An 18666-nucleotide genomic window follows, 5' to 3' on the forward strand; every position below is an offset into this window, starting at 1 on the left:
CGCCGCTTTACAATCCCAAATTTTGTCCCTCTCCGGTCATTACCTGTTGCGCTAAGCTGCTAAAGGCCTCCGGTGAAAAATTATCAAAGAACTCCTGGTATTTCGTTTTGTCCCAGATCTCAATCTTGTTGTTGGCAGCCGTCAGCACAATGTCCTTATCCAGCCCCGCATGAACCATCAGGTTCTTTGGGATGTTCAGCCGGCCTGCACTATCCAGCTCCAGAATGGTGGCCCCGTTGAGAAAATAGCGGCGGAATTCCCTAACTTTCGGATCAAAATCATTCAACTTGCCAATCCTCTCCTGTATAGGCTGCCATTCATTCATGGGGTACAAAGTCAGGCACTTTTCAAAGCCACGGTTCAGCACAAACTGGTTCCCTGCACTTTCTGCTATCTGCCGTTTAAATCCGGCAGGGAGCAGAAAACGCCCTTTCGCGTCCAGCGTTGCTTCATATTCACCTAAAAATCCTGTCATGCTTTGATCAGTAGCTAAAATCCTACTTTCTAACACAAAATAACACTTTTTCCCACTTTTAACCGAAAAAAGGGATTATATATTTTTTCCACAGGTTATTTGTGCCTGTTAGTCAGTGTTTCAAGGTTGTTTTCAGGGTGGGAGTGTGGATACTGTGAATATAAATGTGGATAAATTGTTGACAGGAGTCGCTTATCTGTGGATAAGCCCATTCTGTAGGCCTTAGACACTGATTTACACCATTTTTGCAAAATTTTAACTGCTCTTTCTCTGCCGTTAACAATATTTGCTTTTAATTCGTACCTTTGCGATTCTTTTTTATGAGGAAAATTCTCTTATACACTGGCCTTTTGGCATTTTTAGTTGGCGCTGTTTCCTGTAACAGGGAATTAAGGCGGATCGAAAAAAGTAACGATCTTGAAAAGAAACTGGCGTACGCTAATAAGATGTACGACAAGAAGAAGTACCAAATGGCGCAAACGCTGTATGAGGAACTGATTCCCATCTTTAAAGGCACCGAGAAGTTTGAAGATCTGTACTATAAGTACGCCTACTGCTCTTTCTACCTGAAAGACTATACACAGGCTACGTTCCATTTCAAGAACTACCTCGAAGCCCTGCCCAGCAGCCCAAGAGCGATGGAAGTGGACTATCAGCACGCCTACAGTTATTATAAGCTGTCTCCCAAGGTGCCGCTGGATCAAACCAACTCCATGAAGGCCATTGCAGCCATGCAGACCTTCATCAACTCATACCCCACTTCCCCTAAAGCGGCGGAAGCCAATGTGGTGATAGAGTTGTTACGCCGCAAGCTGGAGCAAAAGGACTATAACGCAGCCGAACTGTATTATAACCTGGGGCATTACAAAGCAGCAGGGGTTTCATTCAAAAGCCTCATGCGCGCTTACCCGGATTCTGAGAAAAGTGACGGTTACAAGTTCATGGCAATCAAATGCTATTACCAGTATGCCAAACAAAGCATACCTACCAAGCAAATGGAGCGTTATGAGACCGTGGTGACTGAATACCTGGAGTTTACAGACCGCTACCCGTCCAGCAAATTGAAGGACGATGCCGAAAAATATTATACCTTAGCAAAAAATAACATTAAAACGCTGGAAAATGAGCAAAATAAAGAGAAGTCTAACCAGTAGCATAAACCCTATGGTTGAAACAAGGAACACCACCGATATCAAAAATCGGACTGGTAACCTGTATGAATCTATTGCCATTATTGCCAAAAGGGCAAACCAGATCAATATTACTGTAAAGGAAGAACTGCATTCCAAACTGGAAGAGTTCGCCAGCCACACGGATAATCTGGAAGAAGTGCATGAGAACAAAGAGCAGATCGAAATATCCCGCTTCTACGAAAGACTGGCTAATTCTGCTATTCAGGCTACCAACGAGTTCCTGGATAACAAGATCTACTTCCGTAAAAACGATGACGATCTGTATAGCTGATCCCCTTCAGTTATCACGAAAAATATTAACTTCATAGCGGCAGAATAGATACATTCTGCCGCTTTTGTTTTACTACATGTTACAAGGGAAAAAGATTCTATTAGGTGTTACCGGCAGCATTGCAGCTTATAAAGCTGCCCTGTTGGTGCGTTTACTTGTAAAAGAAGGAGCACAGGTAAAAGTGCTCATGACCCCCGCTGCCACAGAATTTATTACGCCGCTCACTTTATCCACGCTCTCCAAACAGGAAGTAGGGGTAACCATCAGTGAGCATGGCAGCTGGAGTAACCATGTAATGCTGGGCCGCTGGGCGGATGTAATGTTGATTGCCCCCGCTTCTGCCAATATCATGGCCAAAATGGCCAACGGCATTACAGATAACCTGCTGCTGGCAGTTTACCTTTCTGCCACCTGCCCTGTATTATTTGCCCCTGCCATGGATGAGGATATGTGGTTTCATCCTGCCACCAGGGCCAATGTAGCTAAATTGATCTCTTACGGTCACCAGCAGCTACCCATTGAAAAAGGGGAACTGGCAAGTGGTTTATTCGGGGAAGGCAGAATGGCCGAGCCGGAAGCCATCATCGCTTATCTCCGTGATTTCTTCACAGAAGGGCAAAAGCCCCTGGCCGGCAAAACGGCCCTCGTATCTGCAGGCCCAACTCAGGAACCTCTAGACCCCGTTCGTTTTATCAGTAATCATTCCAGTGGAAAAATGGGCATAGCGCTTGCTGAAGCATTAGCAGAAGCGGGTGCAAAAGTGCAATTGGTTTTAGGGCCTACCCATCTTTCCACCCAGCATAACGGTGTTGTTACTACCCGTGTGGTAACGGCAGCGGATATGTTTAACAGCTGTATGGAACTTTCACCGAAAGCGGATATTATTGTAATGGCCGCTGCAGTGGCGGATTACAGGCCGAAAAATGTGGCAGATAAGAAAATGAAGAAGAAGGATGATGAGTTAAACATTGAACTGGAAAAAACAAAAGATATTGCCCGAACGCTGGGCAGCCAGAAGAAGAATGGCCAGCTATTGATAGGTTTTTCCCTCGAAACAAACAACGAGCGTGAGTTTGCGCTCAAGAAACTGCAGGACAAAAACCTGGATATGGTAGTGCTCAATTCCCTGAACGATGCCGGCGCCGGTTTCAATTACGATACAAACAAAGTACTGCTCTTGTCCCGGAATGGAAAAGAACAGGCACTGCCCCTGCAATCAAAACAGGAGGTGGCCCGAAATATAGTATTGGCTATAATCGACTTGCAACATGCTTAAATACCTGCTATCCTCCCTCTGCCTGTTCTGCTGTTTCAATGCAGGTGCCCAGGAATTGAGGGCCAATGTTTCTGTACAGGCCGCACAACTGAGCACGGGTACAGATAGGAAGATCTTCAATACCCTGCAAAGCGCCCTCGCAGAATTCCTCAATAACCGCCGCTGGACGGATGATGCATTCACCCCCGCTGAACGCATTGAGTGTAACTTTCTGCTGAACGTAACACAGGCACTGGGCAACAACACTTACAAGGCTTCCCTTACCATACAGGCCACCCGCCCGGTTTTTAATGCCGGATATACTACCAGCATCCTGAACACACAGGACAACAATATCGTGTTCAAATACATCGAATTCCAACCGCTGGAATTCAACGAACAGCGTATTGTGGCCAATGACCCGCTGGTATCCAATCTCACTGCCTCTCTTGCATATTATATCTATATCATACTGGGAATGGATTACGATTCTTTCTCCCCCCGTGGTGGCGACAACTTTTTCAAAAAAGCGCTGAACATTGTAAACAATGCGCCGGACGGGAAAGACATTTCCGGCTGGAAGGCTTTTGAGGGTAACCGTAACCGTTACTGGTTGCAGGATAACCTGCTGAATGTAAAGTTCAGCCGCTTTCATGATGTGATGTACCAGTATCACCGCCAGGGATTGGACCAGATGTATGAAGATGTGAATAAAGGAAGAGCTGCTGTAATGAACTGCCTGAATATGCTCGCGGGGATCCAGGAAGAAATGCCGAACTCCATGCTGCTGCAGGTTTTCTTTAATGCAAAAAGCGATGAGCTGCTGAAGATCTTTTCCAAAGCGCCTCCCCAGGAAAAAGTGAGGGCAGGACAGATCCTGGCCACACTGGATATACCAAATGCTAATAAATATCAACAATTAAGATAGATTCATGCGTAAGACGGCCGGAGTATTTTTACTCAGTTTGTTATTCGCCTGCGGACAGGCGGATCGTGTACCAAAGGATGTGCTGGCAAAGGATAAGATGAGAGACATCCTGCTGGATATGAATTATGCGGAAGTATACGGAAGGGACCAGGGAATAGATACCGTGCGGGTAGCTGATTCCATCCGCGAAGAAAATGTAAAACGTTACTACGTGCAGATCCTTCAACTGCATGGCATCAGCCGGGAAGAGTTTCAGCACAGCTATAAGTATTATGAACATCATCCGGACAAGCTGGAGGAAGTGTATAAAGAGATGCAGGAGATTGTGAAGCGGAAACGCGAAGTAGTGGATTCGCTGGAACGAAAAGAAGACGAGCGGAAAAACGGCATCCCCGGCAGAACCCGCAGAGACTCCCTCTACTGGCCTCGTGCGGATAGTATGATCCTGACTTTACCCTAATTAATTATAACACCAAAACATGAAGAAAGTAGTTGCTAACGCCGATGAAGCTATCGCCGACATACCCAACGGCGCTACCCTTATGCTCGGGGGCTTTGGCCTGTGCGGCATTCCGGAAAACTGCATTGCTGCCCTGGTCCGTAAAGGCATTCACACACTTACCTGTATCTCCAACAATGCCGGCGTGGATGAATTTGGACTGGGACTCTTACTGAAAACAAGACAGATTAAAAAGATGATGTCTTCCTACGTAGGGGAGAATGCAGAATTTGAAAGGCAATTGTTATCCGGAGAGCTGGAAGTAGACCTTATTCCCCAGGGAACATTAGCCACCCGGATTCAAATGGCTGGAATGGGCATCCCCGCCTTTTTTACCCCCGCAGGTTATGGAACGGAAATAGCAGAAGGAAAAGAAACCCGCAATTTTGATGGAAAGGATTATCTCATGGAGTTAGCCCTGCATGCGGATTTTGCTTTGGTGAAAGCCTGGAAGGGAGACACCATGGGCAACCTTGTTTTTAGAAAAACTACCAGGAACTTCAGCACCTCTATGGCAAAAGCCGGCAAAGTAACGATTGTGGAAGTGGAGCAGCTGGTGCAGCCGGGAGAACTCGATGCAGACGAGATCCATGTTGCGGGAATTTATGTACACCGCATTTTCCAGGGAAGCAATTATGAAAAGCGTATTGAACGCAAAACAGTGAAGATCTAAAATCAATTACAATGGCGCTCGACAAATACGGTATCGCTAAACGCATTGCACAGGAACTGCGGGATGGCATGTATGTGAACCTTGGGATTGGTATTCCTACACTCGTATCCAATTTTGTTCCTTCCGGCATCTCCATTATGCTGCAGTCTGAAAACGGCATGCTGGGTATGGGGCCTTACCCCCTGGAAGAAGATATAGATGCAGACCTGATCAATGCAGGTAAAGAAACAGTAACAGTATTACCCGGCGGCGCCTTTTTTGACTCTGCGGAAAGTTTTGGAATGATCCGTGCAGGAAAAGTTGACCTCACTGTACTGGGAGCTATGGAAGTATCAGACAACGGGGATATTGCCAACTGGAAGATCCCCGGAAAGATGGTGAAAGGAATGGGAGGTGCCATGGACCTGGTAGCTTCTGCCAAAAACATCATTGTGGCCATGATGCACACCAACCCAAAAGGGCAAAGCAAGTTACTACCCAAATGCACCTTGCCATTAACCGGGGTGCACTGTGTTAAAAAGATCGTCACGGAACTGGCTGTACTGGAAGTAACACCTGATGGCTTTAAGCTGTTGGAACGGGCACCGGGAGTACCGGTGGCTGAAATTGTAGCTAAAACAGCCGGCCGTTTGGTAGTGGAGGGAGAAATTCCTGAAATGGTAATATAATCGTAAATTAGGAGTATGCAATTGTGTTATAACGGAAAATTCGTGGCGAGTGACAAGCCATTGCTCACCGTGGATAATCGCAGTTTTCGCTATGGCGACGGATGTTTTGAAACGATGAAAGTCTATCAGGGGCAACTGTTGTTAGCAGATCTTCATTTTGAAAGACTGATAGCGAGTTTGCATATCCTGCACTTTCATATCCCTGCGCATTTTTCCAAAGAGTACTTCACTGGCCTGATACAGGAACTCTGCCGCATGAACGATGTGAGCATGCTGGCACGCGTAAGGCTTACCGTATGGCGCGCCGGTACTGGTTTGTACGACCCGGTTGATCATACCCCTCATTTCATTATCCAATGCTGGGAACTTCCTAAACACATCTTTGAACTGAACAACGCCGGCTTAAGGCTGGATGTTTATCCGGATGCTACAAAGTCCGGCGACAAGTTGTCCAACATAAAATCCAATAACTGCCTGCCCTACATCATGGGCGCATTATATGCCAAACAACAGCAGCTGAGTGAAGTATTGTTGTTGAACGCACGTGGCCGTGCTGCAGATACTACCATTGCCAATATCTTCGCGGTACAGAATGGTAAGATCTATACACCGCCACTCAGCGAAGGCTGTGTTTGCGGTGTGATGCGCAAATACTTACTGCAGGCTGATCTGCCTTTTAAGATCGAAGAAAAACCACTCACTATTTCAGACCTCCAGGATGCGGAAGAGATCTTTCTTACGAATGCTATTTACGGCATCAGGTGGGTAGGAACATTCCGCAAAGTGAGTTACGGAAATGCAACAGGCGCTATCCTGCATGAACTGTTGTATGAATCTATCTTATAATTATGGTTGTACTTTGCTGGCTCCGCCGCGATCTCAGGCTTTCAGACCAGGCAGCTTTGTATCATGCGCTACGCAGTGGTGTACCTGTTGTACCCGTTTTTGTTTTTGATACAAACATCCTGAATGATCTGGAGGACCGGGCAGATAGGCGATTACAATTCATTCACGATACACTCGGGCAATTACAACAACAACTAATACAAAGCGCCAGTACACTGGATGTTTTCTATGGCACGCCGGAAGAAGCCTTTGCATATTGGACCAAACGTTACAAAGTAAAAGCTGTTTTCACAAATCATGATTATGAACCCTATGCCCGTGAGCGGGATACCGCAATAGAAAAGCAATTGAAGACTTTAAACATTCCCTTTCATACTTACAAAGACCAGGTGATCTTTGAAAAGAATGAGGTGCTGAAGGATAACGGAGAACCATATACGGTATTTACGCCCTACAGCAAAAAGTGGAAAGCAAAGCTGAATGACTTCTACCTGAAACCTTACCCGGCAAAAGATAATTTTCACAAACAGCAACTCTTGCCAATCCCCTCTCTTAAAGACATGGGATTTGAAACAACAAACAACGATTTTCCTGAAACAAATACAGAAGATGCCCTCATCCGGCACTATGATAAAACAAGGGATTTTCCCGCTGTGGATGGTACATCCAGGCTAAGTGTGCATCTGCGTTTTGGCACTATCAGTATCAGGGCTTTAGCACAAAGGGCACATAAACTGAATGAAACATTTTTGAATGAATTGATCTGGCGCGATTTTTACCAGGCGATCCTATGGCATTTCCCGCAAGTGGTGCATCAGTCTTTCAGGAAAGAATATGATGCAATTGCATGGCGTAATAACGAAAATGAATTTCAGCGCTGGTGTGATGGTCAGACCGGCTATCCTATTGTAGATGCAGGGATGCGGGAACTGAATGCAACAGGGTATATGCATAATCGTGTGCGGATGATCGTAGCCAGTTTCCTGACCAAACATCTGCTGATAGACTGGCGCTGGGGGGAAGCATATTTTGCGAAGAAGTTACTCGATTATGATCTTGCTGCGAATAATGGCGGCTGGCAATGGGCGGCCGGCAGTGGTTGTGATGCTGCTCCTTATTTCCGGGTGTTCAATCCTACTCTGCAAACACAGAAGTTTGATAAGGGCTTGCAATACATTCATAAATGGGTGCCGGAAGTAGATGACCTCACTTATGTGTTGCCTGTTGTACAACATGAAGTTGCCCGTAAACGTGTGCTGGAAGTATATAGTAAGGCCTTGAAGAAATGAATACCCCCACAACTTAAAATATCACAAAGATCAGGCAACACTTAGCACTTTAAACTTCCTTATTTCCCCGCCATTTCCTTCAGCTTCTCCACCGCAATTCTTCCTTCTTCCCCCAGATCAAGACTGAATTGATTTACATAAAGATCAATATGCTGCCGCATCACCTGTTCATCCATTTCCTGCGCATGATCTGTTACATAAGATGATAATGCAGGATAACCGGAGAAAGCATGCTCAAGACTGGCATGGATCAATTCATCCACCTTTTGCTGCACCGCTTCCGGAAGATCTTTCCGGATAAAAATGCCACCCAGTGGAATAGGCTGTCCTGTTGTGGCTTCCCAGAATTCTCCCAGGTCTATCAGCTTTACCAACCCTTTCAACTGGTAAGTAAAACGGTTTTCATGAATGATCACACCGGCATCCACATCTCCATTTAAAACAGCGTTTTCTATGTCGGAAAACACCATTATTTTTTTACGCGCGGCACCCGGAAATGCAATGCTGAAAAGAAGATTAGCGGTTGTATTCTCTCCGGGAATAGCAATGCTGAGGTCTTTTATTTCGGTAAGAGGAATCTCTTTCCTGGCAATCAGCAATGGTCCGCAACCACGGCCCAATGCGCTACCACTGTTCAGCAGTCTGTATTTATCCGCTACTTTGAGTCCCGCTGCAAAGCTGAGCTTTGTAATATCCAGCTTCCCCTGGAAAGCCCATTGGTTCAGGGTTTCCACATCCTCCAACTTCGTTTCAAAACTAAATCCTTCCGTTCCTATTTTTTGATTCACCAGTGCATCGAAGATGAAGGTATCATTCGGGCAGGGTGAAAATCCTAATGTCAGACGCATGATCCAATTTATTTTATCTCCTGCAATAACGCACGGAGTGTATTATTCAGATTCGTTACAGCAAGTGGGATGTTCCATTTGCTTTTGTCCCGCACTTCCACATAATTGGAAATAGTGCGGAGTTGTAAAAAAGGGATCTTCTCCATCAAACAGCAATAATGAAAGGCGGCGCCTTCCATACTTTCAATATCAGGCTGGTATTTTTCTTCCAGCCGGGCAATCGTGGGAGCAGACCCGCTTACCATATTTACCGTAACCCCTCGTGCCCTGCGTAAATGTTGTGCAAACTTAGATGTATTGGGTAAATAATTATGTGTAAAAGGAGGCATATCAGTGTTCCAAAGCCCTATATCAAAAAGATCCTTATACTGATCATTATCCTCCACCCCCAAGTCTCCCAGTACTTCCTGTTCTATTACCACAGTTTCCCCGATAGGCCAGCTATGCTGGAAACTACCCGCAATACCCGCCTGTATGGCCAGATCCGGCCTTTTTTTTGCAAAATACTTACCGAGGTGATAGGCCGTACTGAACATCCCGATCCCTGTGATCACCACCTCCACCTCAATTTGTCCGTTTATTGTAACTTCTTCCTCCAGCCAGCTCATCAAAGGTTTGATCTCTGGCTGTGTAGCGGCTGTGACAAGTACTTTCATCCCGTAAAGGTACATTGCGCAACGGGTATCTCGTCTAATTGCGTTATTTTTGCAGAAATTTATTAGGAAATAAAATGATCTATTTAACGCGCGTGGAGCATTTTAATGCGGCACACAAGTTATTCAACCCGCATTGGAGCAAAGAACAGAACCTGGAAGTATTTGGCAAATGTGCAAATGACAACTGGCATGGGCATAACTATGACCTGCATGTAACCGTTAAAGGCAATCCTGACCCGGAAACAGGTTTCGTATTCAATGCCAAAACATTAGGCGTACTCATCAAAGACCTCATTATCGAGAAGATGGACCATAAAAACCTGAACCTGGACGTAGATTTCATGGCAGGTAAATTCACTTCTGCAGAGAATGTGGCCATCGCCATATGGGAACAACTGGAAAAGGCACTGCCGGAAACAGTTCAGTTACATTGTATTAAACTCCACGAAACTGCCAAGATCTACGTGGAGTACTTCGGAGGCAAATAAGCGATAACAAATACAGAACATGGCTTACAAGAAGGAAGAATCATTCGATGAGAAAGTTACATCCGGACTAATAGAAAATTACAGGGAAGCGATTGAATTGTTGGGAGAAGATCCGGAAAGGGAAGGGTTGCTCAAAACCCCGGAACGTATGGCAAAAGCCATGCAGTACCTCACACAGGGTTACGGCCTGGATGCTAAAGCTATCCTCAACGGCGCTAAGTTCACAGAGGCTTACAGCGAAATGGTGATTGTGAAGGATATTGAATTGTACTCGATGTGCGAACACCATATGCTACCTTTTTTCGGGAAAGCACATGTTGCGTACATCCCTAATGGTTATATCACTGGCCTGAGCAAAATTGCCAGGGTGGTGGATGTGTTCTCCCGCCGCATGCAGGTGCAGGAACGTTTAACACACCAGATCCTGGATGCGATCCAGGAAACACTGGAACCACAGGGCGTGGCAGTGGTGATCGAAGCACAACATCTTTGCATGATGATGCGCGGCGTATCCAAACAGAACTCTGTTACCACTACTTCCGCATTCAGCGGTCAGTTTGAACATGCTGCCACCCGTGCAGAATTCATGAAACTGATCAGCTCAGACCTCATCAGCAGAAGATAGAAACCATCTCAAAATTCCTATGGTTTAACCAGGCTAACTTTCAGTTGCTAGGTTAAACCATATTTTTTTACATATATTTGCTCGCTGATAATTAATGTAATACAAATCGTAACCAATGAAACACGCTTACGTTTTTCCAGGCCAGGGTTCCCAGTTCCAGGGAATGGGCAAAAGTTTTTACGACAATAATCCCAAAGCGAAATCTTTGTTCGAGAAAGCCAATGAAATTCTGGGTTTCCGCATTTCTGATATCATGTTCACCGGAACGGATGAAGACCTTAAACAGACCAAAGTAACGCAGCCCGCTGTGTTCCTGCATTCTGTGATCGGCTTCCTTTGCCTGGATAATCCAACACCAGCTATGACTGCCGGCCATTCCCTGGGAGAATTTTCTGCCCTGGTGGCCAATGGCACCCTGGCTTTTGAAGATGCACTGCGCCTGGTAGCCATCCGCGCCAATGCCATGCAAAAAGCCTGTGAAGCTACACCAAGCACCATGGCAGTTGTATTGGGACTGGAAGATGCTAAAGTAGAGGAGGTTTGTGCTACTATTACAGATGATGTGGTTGTACCGGCCAACTATAATTGCCCGGGCCAGCTGGTGATCTCCGGAACAGTTCCTGCAGTGGAACGTGCGATGGAACTCATGAAAGCAGCAGGTGCCAAAAGGGCTATGTTATTGCCTGTGGGTGGGGCTTTCCATTCTCCGTTAATGGCTCCTGCCCAGGCAGAGCTACAGGCAGCGATCGAAAAAATGACCTTTAATACGCCAACCTGCCCTGTTTACCAGAATGTGGTGGCAAAAGCAGTGTCTGATCCGGCAGAGATAAAAAAGAACCTGATCAGCCAGCTCACGGGAGCCGTTCGCTGGACGCAATGTGTGCAGGCCATGATAGCAGATGGTGCTCAACGTTTTACAGAGGTTGGGCCCGGTAAAGTATTGCAGGGGCTGATTGCCAAGATTGATAAGACAGCTGTTACAGACGGCATTTCCACAGGTTTGGAAGAAGCCGTGGCGAAATAATTAAAGATCCGGGGATGAACTTCCCCGGTTTTTTTTAGCTTTATCGAAAATATAATACCTATGCCGAAGTTTGTTTTAACCTGCCTGATTGTGTTAACAGGCCTCTCTTCTTTTGCACAACTGCAAGACGTTACTAACGCAGGAAATTCAACAGATAACATGATCCGGGTTACCGGAGCAAACAGAAGCCCCGCTTCAGGAGCTGGAGTAGAAATTGGATATGCCGATGGCAATGGTTTTATTCAGGGATATGATAGAGGAGCATTGCAATACCGGGATATTGGAATGTATGGGAAAGACATCCTGCTAAATCCTGTAACAGGGGCTATTATATTAAATGGTTTTACAAAACTCATCGGTACTGATGTTGCCGGCCAGAGAGATGCTTTGCGATTGATCAACAATACCGCTAACTATGGCAGTAAGATCAGCTTTTTGCAGGACCTCCCGCATGAAATAGGGAGTATGGCCATTTCACGCAATGGATATGAAGGCCGTTTCTTCCTTAATCTGGCTGATAATTCAGGCGTTTCCCAAAACAGGTTGTACATCAATGGTTCAAACGGAAATGTAGGGATTGGTTTAACCGGGCCTACTGCAAAACTCCACGTTTATTCAGCAGAATCAGCTACCAACGAAGGGAATTATGCTTTCATGATAACTCAGAATTCCAGCTATCTGGCATTAGGTGGCAACGAGGCTGTTGCACTTATTCAGTCTTACAACAGCAAGCCGCTTGTTATTAACAGAGACGGAAATAATGTCCTTTTTAATACAGGCGGAGGTAATGTAGGTATTGGAACATCTTATCCTCAGGAAAAACTTTCTGTAAATGGAACTATTCAGGCCAGAAAAGTAAAGGTGACAATAAGCCCGGCTGCATGGCCAGACTTTGTATTTGCACCAACTTATCAGCTTCCTTCCCTTATGCAGCTGGAGTCCTTTATCCAAAAAAATAAACATCTTCCGGAAATACCATCCGCTAAAGAAGTGAGTGAAAAAGGAATAGATCTTGGGGATAACCAGGCTAAATTGCTACAGAAAATAGAGGAGTTAACGCTTTATATGATAGAGCAAAATAAGCAGATCCAGGCACAACAGAAAAAACTGGCAGAACAGGAGGCCCGGCTTAGAAAGCTGGAAACCAATCAGTAGTGGTGACCTGTAACTTTTGGGACCCTATACCCGTTCTATGAACACAAACTAATCCCATGCGCGCAGCATTAGTCCTTACCTTATCAAGCTTTATCGCACTGTGTTCCTGCAGTAAATCAGACAAGTATGAAGAACGCTGGGTAGAAACCAGCCAGCGTGAAGAAGTGATTGTATTTAAACATGATGCACAACCTTCCTTACCCATGACCAATGCTGATGGAACGGAAGGCAGTTTCTTTTTTCAATCCCGCAAACTACCGGAATATGTAAGCCGCGCCAATGAATCCGGTATCTACTTTTATGCCATTGAGGGTGATAGCCTGTTGCTCAAAACCCGTCAGCAACGCTTCTATTTCAAAATGGCGGAAGATAAAAAGAGCTTCAGGATCGGCCGTTTCTTCGTGGATCCAGGTGGTCTTTCCTCAGAACTTATTTTTGAGAAACAGTAACATCAAACAGTAAACTCAATACTACCATTTCCTAGCTTCGATCAAACTTCGCTTTTTCGGGAAACAGTAAACTCAATACTACCGTTCCACCATTCCGGATCAAACTTTGCATTGTATTTTTTATAGAAATTAATAGCCGGTTCATTCCATTCCAATACCTGCCATACCATGCCTGAGAAGTTCTTTTCTTTCGCTTCTTCTATCAGCCTGTCAAACAACAACTTCCCCAATCCTTTACCCCTGGCGTTTTCAGACACAACCAGGTCTTCCAGGAACATGCGGCATCCTTTCCAGGTGGAATAACGGATATAATACAGCGCAATACCTTGCACCACGCCATCTACTTCTGCTACAAATGCCCACCATACGGGGTTCGGGCCAAACCCGCTTTCTTCAAAATGTTCCTGTGTAACCGTTACTTCCTGCGGCGCTTTTTCATATAAAGCCAGTTCCCGCACCAGTTCCATCATTCTTACACAATCTGTTCTTTCTGCTTTTCTGATAACTATACTCATGCTAAAGCCTGTTCGATGTCGTTTAAAATATCTGTTACTGCTTCAATGCCAACACTCACACGGATCAAACCATCCGTGATATCATACTTCTCCCGCAGTTCTTTTGGTACGCTGTAATGCGTCATGGATGCAGGATGGCATATTAGCGTGTCGCAGGTTCCCAGGGATACTGCACGCAGGCACATCTGCAAACGGTCAATGAAACGTTTTCCTGCTTCCAGTCCGTCTTTCAGCTCAAAGCTCAGCATAGCACCGGCATGTTTCATCTGGCGGGAAGCGATCATAAAATCCGGATGATCTGCAAGCCCGAGGTAATTCACCCTGGCCACTGCCGGATGCCCATCCAGGAAACCTGCTACTTCCATGGCATTATGGCAATGGCGTTCCATGCGTACTTCCAGTGTTTTGATGCCCTGTGTGAGCAGGAAAGAATCAAAAGGATTACTGTTGGCGCCCAGCATACGGGCCATTTTTTCTACCGGCCCTCTCATCATCTCAATATCCTTTCCTACCAATACACCGCCAATTGCAGTACCATGGCCATTGAGGAACTTGGTGGTGGAATGGAATACATAATCTGCACCATAAGCGAAAGGCTGTTGAAGATAGGGGGTAGCGAATGTATTATCTACGGCGGAGATCAGTTTGTATTGCTGCGCAAGCCCGCACAATGCTTCCAGGTCTACACACTTCAATGTAGGATTGGCGGGTGTTTCCAGGTACATCATCTTAATGGAGGGATCTGCTTTAATGATCTCTTCCGTTTTGTTGAGGTCCTGCATATCTATGAAGATGGTCTCAATACCCAATGGCGGCAATGTTTTCCGTAACATCTCATCTGTACCGCCGTACAATGAATAATGTGAGATCACTTTATCCCCTGCGGTAAGGTTCGAAAAGAACAAGGTGGAAAGCGCGCCCATACCGGATGCATGCAGTTTGGCCTTCAATGGCAGCGAAAGCCCGAAACCCTCCAGTGCTGCAATCTTTTCTTCCGCCTCCCGGAAATTAGGACTGTCCCAGCGCGTATAGATATAACCATCTTCTTTCCCGCTGAACCGGTGCATGCCCTGTTCTGCAGAATCATATACATAAGTGGAAGAAGCATATATGGGTGTAAGATGGGCATATTGCGGGTCCTGTTCATGCCCGGCATGAACACATACTGAACTGAAACCGGTAAGCGGAGCTTGTTTCATGGTTTGATTTTGTATTGTTTTCGGGTATTGATTATCTTGTTAATGTTTTATCGCTGTAAAAATAAGATTTAGATGAAGGATCTCCTACTAAGGTATGCGATGTATAATATCTGGGCTAACCAGCGGATCATTGTTTTACTGAATGGTTTAACGAAAGAGCAGCTGGACAAAGATCTTGGCAGCAGTTTCTCTTCCATGAGAAAAACCATTTACCATATATGGGATTCGGAGAGTGTCTGGTATCAGCGGTTACACCTGGCTGCGCAGGTTATTTTGCCAACAAGGGATTTTTCCGGGAGCTGGGAAGAATTTGTGCAGCTGTTCTCCCGGCAAAGCGAGTTGCTGAAAGATTTTATAGCAACAGCTTCGGATGCCAAGCTGGCGCATACCATTGAATATCATCATGCGGTGAGAGGCATTTGTAAATCGGCGGTGGAACATGTGATCCTGTCTGCGTTCAATCATTCCACCTATCACCGGGGCCAGCTGGTTACCATGCTGCGCCAGACGGGGATTACAAAGATACCGCAGACGGATTTTATAGAATATACAAGGATCAAAAAATAATCATCAGCATGCCATACGAAAGCGCGCCCCGACATTTAGTTGCGGTAGATTGTATCATCTTTGGTTTTGAGGACGGGAAACTGAAATTGCTCATTATCAAGAGAAAAGTAGCTCCTATGGAGGGGGCATGGTCTATGGTGGGAGGTTTTGTGCAGGAAGGTGAAAGTACCAATGATGCTGCTACCCGTGTGTTGCAACAAACAACGGGTATCCAGGATATTTATATGGACCAGCTGATGTGTTATGGTGATGTGGAAAGGGATTCCGGCGCAAGAGTAATATCAGTGGCCTATTATGCCCTGATCCGCATCAGTGAGCACGACCGTATCCTGGCCAATCAACATGGCGCACACTGGTTATCCCTTCACCAGATCCCGGAACTCATCTTTGATCATACACAAATGCTGAATGATGCCCTGGCCCGTTTGAGGGACAAGGCCCATTTCCACCCCATTGGCTTTGAGCTGCTGCCAGAGAAGTTCTCCCTGCCGCAACTGAGAAATTTATACGAAGAAATATACCAGCGTCCATTAGATAAACGTAACTTCAGGAAGAAGATACTGGCAATGGATATATTGGAAAAACTAGACGAAAAAGATAAGAGCACTTCTAAAAAAGGGGCACACCTTTACCGGTTCGACAAAAAGAAGTATAACGCCCTCACGGAGCATGGGCTGGTATTTGAGATTTAAGAAGGAGTCACGTTTTACATAGTAATTATTGAAACCCAGGGATGTGTTTGTTTCACCCGATATGGCACCCATATTCATTTTCCGTAGCAAATCTGCATCCGGTATATAAAGGTTATTATGTAATGTTGAATGCTCCTTAACAGACCCTGCCCCGCAAGCCCCCCTATTTTACCATTATAACCTAACTACGAAAGAAAATGGCCCGAATATGTATCGTAAGTACTGCTGCGCCAGGTTTGGCATCAGACATGAGGTATCCCGTGAAGAAGGGATCAATTTAAGGATCGTGAAACCTTATCCGGAATTCCGGATGGATACCCATAACGTCTACCGGTTTTACCTGACGCCCGGATATAAAGAAGGACAGAAGAAAGTTGTCAACCATATCAGCATCCGTTATTGCCCTTTCTGTGGCACAGACCTGTATGGGTTTTACCGCTCTGATTTTTACATTAACGAAGAACCCGGTTTCTTTTAAACCAGCCGGATAAAATTACAGGGCTACCCTCACCAGGAGTAGCCTTTTCTTATACCTGAGATAGGCTTGACATAGGCTTTACATAGGCTTAGAGTTTGTTACTCCTTCGGCAAAAGAAAAGGGGATGCTCCCTTCAGGAACATCCCCTTTTCACTATAGTTTTCTGTTAATTCTTGGAATCGTAAGCCCATTTCACATAGCAGGCCCCCCAGGTAAAACCACCACCAAAGGCAGCCAATACCAGGTTATCTCCTTTTTTCAGCCTGCTTTCCCAATCCCAGAGGCATAAAGGAATAGTGCCGGCTGTGGTATTACCATAACGCTGAATATTGATCATGATCTTTTCTTCCGGTAAACCCATTGCACTGGCAGTGGCGTTGATGATCCGGAGATTGGCCTGGTGTGGTACCAGCCAGGCAATGTCATCTGCGGTAAGGTGGTTACGTTCCATTACCCCACGGGCCGCGTCAGACATGTTTGCCACAGCATATTTGAACACTGTTTTACCTTCCTGGTATACATAGTGCTCACGGGCAGCTACGGTTTCCTGGGTGGCAGGGCGGCTGGAACCTCCTGCTTTCATGTTCAGGAACTCGCGGCCATGACCATCGCTTTTCAGGATGCTGTCAATTACCCCATAGCCTTCTGTGTTAGCCTCCAGCAATACACCACCGGCGCCATCGCCAAAAATGATGCAGGTTGCCCTGTCTGTATAGTCGATGATGGAGCTCATTTTATCTGCTCCAATGATCATTACTTTTTGATAGCGCCCGCTTTCAATGAACTTTGCACCGGTATCCAGTGCATACAGGAAGCCGGAGCAGGCTGCGCTGATATCAAACCCAAATGCATTTTTCGCACCGATCTTATCCGTTACCACGTTGGCTGTAGCCGGGAATACCATGTCCGGCGTTACGGTGGCCACTATCAGCAGGTCTATGTCTTCCGGGCTGATGCCTCTCTTTTTGCAAATTTCCAGGGCTACGGGTACGCATAACTCAGAAGTACCTTTCCCTTCGCCCTTCAGTATCCTCCTTTCTTTGATGCCGGTTCGGGTGGTGATCCATTCGTCTGTTGTTTCTACTAGTTTCTCTAATTCCTGGTTAGACAGTACATACTCGGGAACATACCCACCCACCGCCGTGATGGCGGCCGTTATTTTGCTCATAATATTTGGATAAGTTTAAAATGGGCGTAAAAGTACGACTTAAACGAATATTTCTATTTATGATTTAAATTTACCTCCTGATAAATTATTATGATTGCATATTTAAACGGCAAACTGGCTTATAAATCACCCACCCTCCTGCATCTGGATGTTAATGGAGTGGGGTACGAAGTTCAGATCAGCCTGCACACCTGGTCACAGATCCAGCATTTGGAAACCTGCAAATTGCTCACTTTCGTACATATCAAGGAAGACGCCCACACCATGTACGGCTTTTTTGATGATGCGGAACGCAGTATGTTCCTCCAATTGATCGGCGTTTCCGGCATTGGGGCCAGCACAGCCAGGATGATGCTCAGTTCCCTCCATCCGGAAGACATTCAGCGGGCCATCCTCATGGAAAATGAAAAAATGCTGGAAGGGGTAAAAGGAATAGGGGCTAAAACGGCCAAGCGCCTCATTCTTGAGCTGAAAGACAAAATGAAGAAACACGGTAAGGAGGATGTATTACATTTATCTGTAACTTCTCACAATACAATACAGGATGACGCGTTAAATGCTTTGGTAACCTTGGGTATTGCCCGTAATATGGCTGAGCAGGCAGTACAGAGGGTACTGAAAGCAGAGCCTCAATTAAATGAATTGGAGGTACTTATAAAGAAATCCCTCAAAAGTTTATAAATTTATAGTCCTTGACCTCTATAA

General features: G+C 45.7%; 24 protein-coding genes. 18 read left to right on the plus strand and 6 right to left on the minus strand.

All coding sequences use genetic code 11. The features are described from left to right. Nucleotides 1–7: 7 nt before the first annotated feature. Nucleotides 8–475, minus strand: coding sequence for a division/cell wall cluster transcriptional repressor MraZ (gene mraZ / locus AAHN97_RS00265; protein WP_153663893.1), 468 nt, complete (start codon nucleotides 473–475; stop codon nucleotides 8–10). A gap of 350 nt (nucleotides 476–825) precedes the next feature. Between mraZ and AAHN97_RS00270 the strand changes: the two genes are divergently transcribed. The 9 genes from AAHN97_RS00270 (at nucleotide 826) to AAHN97_RS00310 (ending at nucleotide 8097) form a co-directional block, all read left to right on the plus strand. Then, a complete protein-coding gene (locus AAHN97_RS00270) occupies nucleotides 826–1629 on the plus strand; it encodes an outer membrane protein assembly factor BamD (RefSeq protein WP_343305583.1) in 804 nt (267 codons plus the stop codon). A gap of 10 nt (nucleotides 1630–1639) precedes the next feature. Next, on the plus strand, nucleotides 1640–1939 hold the full coding sequence (locus tag AAHN97_RS00275; RefSeq protein WP_234979687.1) for a DNA-directed RNA polymerase subunit omega: 300 nt from the start codon (nucleotides 1640–1642) through the stop codon (nucleotides 1937–1939). 76 nt (nucleotides 1940–2015) lie between these two features. After that, nucleotides 2016–3215: a bifunctional phosphopantothenoylcysteine decarboxylase/phosphopantothenate--cysteine ligase CoaBC gene (gene coaBC / locus AAHN97_RS00280; protein ID WP_343305584.1), complete on the plus strand. Its 1200-nt coding sequence runs from the start codon at nucleotides 2016–2018 to the stop codon at nucleotides 3213–3215. Beyond that, the gene (locus AAHN97_RS00285; RefSeq protein WP_343305585.1) at nucleotides 3208–4122 is read left to right on the plus strand and encodes a DUF4835 family protein; all 915 of its coding nucleotides are present in this window, start codon (nucleotides 3208–3210) and stop codon (nucleotides 4120–4122) included. Before coaBC ends, AAHN97_RS00285 begins: the two co-directional genes overlap by 8 nt. Nucleotides 4123–4126: 4 nt before the next feature. Then, nucleotides 4127–4582, plus strand: a complete 456-nt coding sequence (locus AAHN97_RS00290) for a DUF4296 domain-containing protein (RefSeq protein ID WP_343305586.1) — start codon at nucleotides 4127–4129, stop codon at nucleotides 4580–4582. 19 nt (nucleotides 4583–4601) lie between these two features. After that, nucleotides 4602–5294, plus strand: a complete 693-nt coding sequence (locus AAHN97_RS00295) for a CoA transferase subunit A (RefSeq protein WP_343305587.1) — start codon at nucleotides 4602–4604, stop codon at nucleotides 5292–5294. Nucleotides 5295–5305: 11 nt separating this feature from the next. Beyond that, nucleotides 5306–5962 carry a 3-oxoacid CoA-transferase subunit B gene (locus tag AAHN97_RS00300; protein ID WP_343305588.1) on the plus strand — a complete coding sequence of 219 codons (657 nt, stop codon included), beginning with the start codon at nucleotides 5306–5308 and terminating at the stop codon, nucleotides 5960–5962. Nucleotides 5963–5977: 15 nt separating this feature from the next. Beyond that, the gene (locus AAHN97_RS00305; protein ID WP_343305589.1) at nucleotides 5978–6808 is read left to right on the plus strand and encodes an aminotransferase class IV; all 831 of its coding nucleotides are present in this window, start codon (nucleotides 5978–5980) and stop codon (nucleotides 6806–6808) included. 2 nt (nucleotides 6809–6810) lie between these two features. Then, the gene (locus tag AAHN97_RS00310) at nucleotides 6811–8097 is read left to right on the plus strand and encodes a cryptochrome/photolyase family protein (protein ID WP_343305590.1); all 1287 of its coding nucleotides are present in this window, start codon (nucleotides 6811–6813) and stop codon (nucleotides 8095–8097) included. A 59-nt stretch (nucleotides 8098–8156) separates the two neighbouring features. Here the strand turns inward: AAHN97_RS00310 and AAHN97_RS00315 are convergent, their stop codons facing one another. After that, nucleotides 8157–8945 carry a 1,4-dihydroxy-6-naphthoate synthase gene (locus AAHN97_RS00315; protein WP_343305591.1) on the minus strand — a complete coding sequence of 263 codons (789 nt, stop codon included), beginning with the start codon at nucleotides 8943–8945 and terminating at the stop codon, nucleotides 8157–8159. A gap of 8 nt (nucleotides 8946–8953) precedes the next feature. Continuing rightward, a complete protein-coding gene (gene mqnB / locus AAHN97_RS00320) occupies nucleotides 8954–9601 on the minus strand; it encodes a futalosine hydrolase (RefSeq protein WP_343305593.1) in 648 nt (215 codons plus the stop codon). A 74-nt stretch (nucleotides 9602–9675) separates the two neighbouring features. Between mqnB and AAHN97_RS00325 the strand changes: the two genes are divergently transcribed. From AAHN97_RS00325 to AAHN97_RS00345, 5 genes are all read left to right on the plus strand, one after another. Beyond that, nucleotides 9676–10089: a 6-pyruvoyl trahydropterin synthase family protein gene (locus AAHN97_RS00325; protein ID WP_074240296.1), complete on the plus strand. Its 414-nt coding sequence runs from the start codon at nucleotides 9676–9678 to the stop codon at nucleotides 10087–10089. A gap of 19 nt (nucleotides 10090–10108) precedes the next feature. After that, nucleotides 10109–10714 carry a GTP cyclohydrolase I FolE gene (gene folE, locus AAHN97_RS00330; RefSeq protein WP_343305594.1) on the plus strand — a complete coding sequence of 202 codons (606 nt, stop codon included), beginning with the start codon at nucleotides 10109–10111 and terminating at the stop codon, nucleotides 10712–10714. A 115-nt stretch (nucleotides 10715–10829) separates the two neighbouring features. After that, complete coding sequence (gene fabD, locus AAHN97_RS00335) at nucleotides 10830–11738, plus strand: ACP S-malonyltransferase (protein WP_343305595.1); 909 nt, start codon at nucleotides 10830–10832, stop codon at nucleotides 11736–11738. Between the two features lie 60 nt (nucleotides 11739–11798). Continuing rightward, nucleotides 11799–12893 (plus strand): hypothetical protein, encoded by a 1095-nt coding sequence (locus AAHN97_RS00340; protein WP_343305596.1) that lies wholly within the window; start codon nucleotides 11799–11801, stop codon nucleotides 12891–12893. A gap of 56 nt (nucleotides 12894–12949) precedes the next feature. Continuing rightward, nucleotides 12950–13342: a hypothetical protein gene (locus AAHN97_RS00345; protein WP_343305597.1), complete on the plus strand. Its 393-nt coding sequence runs from the start codon at nucleotides 12950–12952 to the stop codon at nucleotides 13340–13342. A 41-nt stretch (nucleotides 13343–13383) separates the two neighbouring features. On the opposite strand, the gene AAHN97_RS00350 is transcribed toward AAHN97_RS00345, so the two are convergent. Then, entirely contained in the window at nucleotides 13384–13857 is a 474-nt protein-coding gene (locus AAHN97_RS00350; protein ID WP_343305598.1) for a GNAT family N-acetyltransferase, read from the minus strand. Continuing rightward, entirely contained in the window at nucleotides 13854–15056 is a 1203-nt protein-coding gene (locus AAHN97_RS00355) for a trans-sulfuration enzyme family protein (RefSeq protein WP_343305599.1), read from the minus strand. Before AAHN97_RS00355 ends, AAHN97_RS00350 begins: the two co-directional genes overlap by 4 nt. 72 nt (nucleotides 15057–15128) lie before the next feature. Between AAHN97_RS00355 and AAHN97_RS00360 the strand changes: the two genes are divergently transcribed. The 3 genes from AAHN97_RS00360 to AAHN97_RS00370 all read left to right on the plus strand — a co-directional run bounded on the left by AAHN97_RS00360 (nucleotide 15129) and on the right by AAHN97_RS00370 (nucleotide 16793). Then, nucleotides 15129–15623: a DinB family protein gene (locus tag AAHN97_RS00360; protein ID WP_343305600.1), complete on the plus strand. Its 495-nt coding sequence runs from the start codon at nucleotides 15129–15131 to the stop codon at nucleotides 15621–15623. Nucleotides 15624–15631: 8 nt separating this feature from the next. Next, nucleotides 15632–16315 (plus strand): NUDIX hydrolase, encoded by a 684-nt coding sequence (locus AAHN97_RS00365; RefSeq protein WP_343305601.1) that lies wholly within the window; start codon nucleotides 15632–15634, stop codon nucleotides 16313–16315. Between the two features lie 208 nt (nucleotides 16316–16523). After that, complete coding sequence (locus tag AAHN97_RS00370; protein ID WP_343305602.1) at nucleotides 16524–16793, plus strand: hypothetical protein; 270 nt, start codon at nucleotides 16524–16526, stop codon at nucleotides 16791–16793. Between the two features lie 166 nt (nucleotides 16794–16959). Here the strand turns inward: AAHN97_RS00370 and AAHN97_RS00375 are convergent, their stop codons facing one another. Then, entirely contained in the window at nucleotides 16960–17961 is a 1002-nt protein-coding gene (locus tag AAHN97_RS00375; RefSeq protein WP_343305603.1) for a beta-ketoacyl-ACP synthase III, read from the minus strand. 90 nt (nucleotides 17962–18051) lie between these two features. On the opposite strand from AAHN97_RS00375, the gene ruvA reads away from it, so the two are divergent. Next, on the plus strand, nucleotides 18052–18642 hold the full coding sequence (ruvA, locus tag AAHN97_RS00380; protein ID WP_343305604.1) for a Holliday junction branch migration protein RuvA: 591 nt from the start codon (nucleotides 18052–18054) through the stop codon (nucleotides 18640–18642). Nucleotides 18643–18666 lie beyond the last annotated feature (24 nt).

The organism is Chitinophaga niabensis (assembly GCF_039545795.1).
GTDB classification, from domain to species: Bacteria; Bacteroidota; Bacteroidia; order Chitinophagales; family Chitinophagaceae; genus Chitinophaga; species Chitinophaga niabensis_B.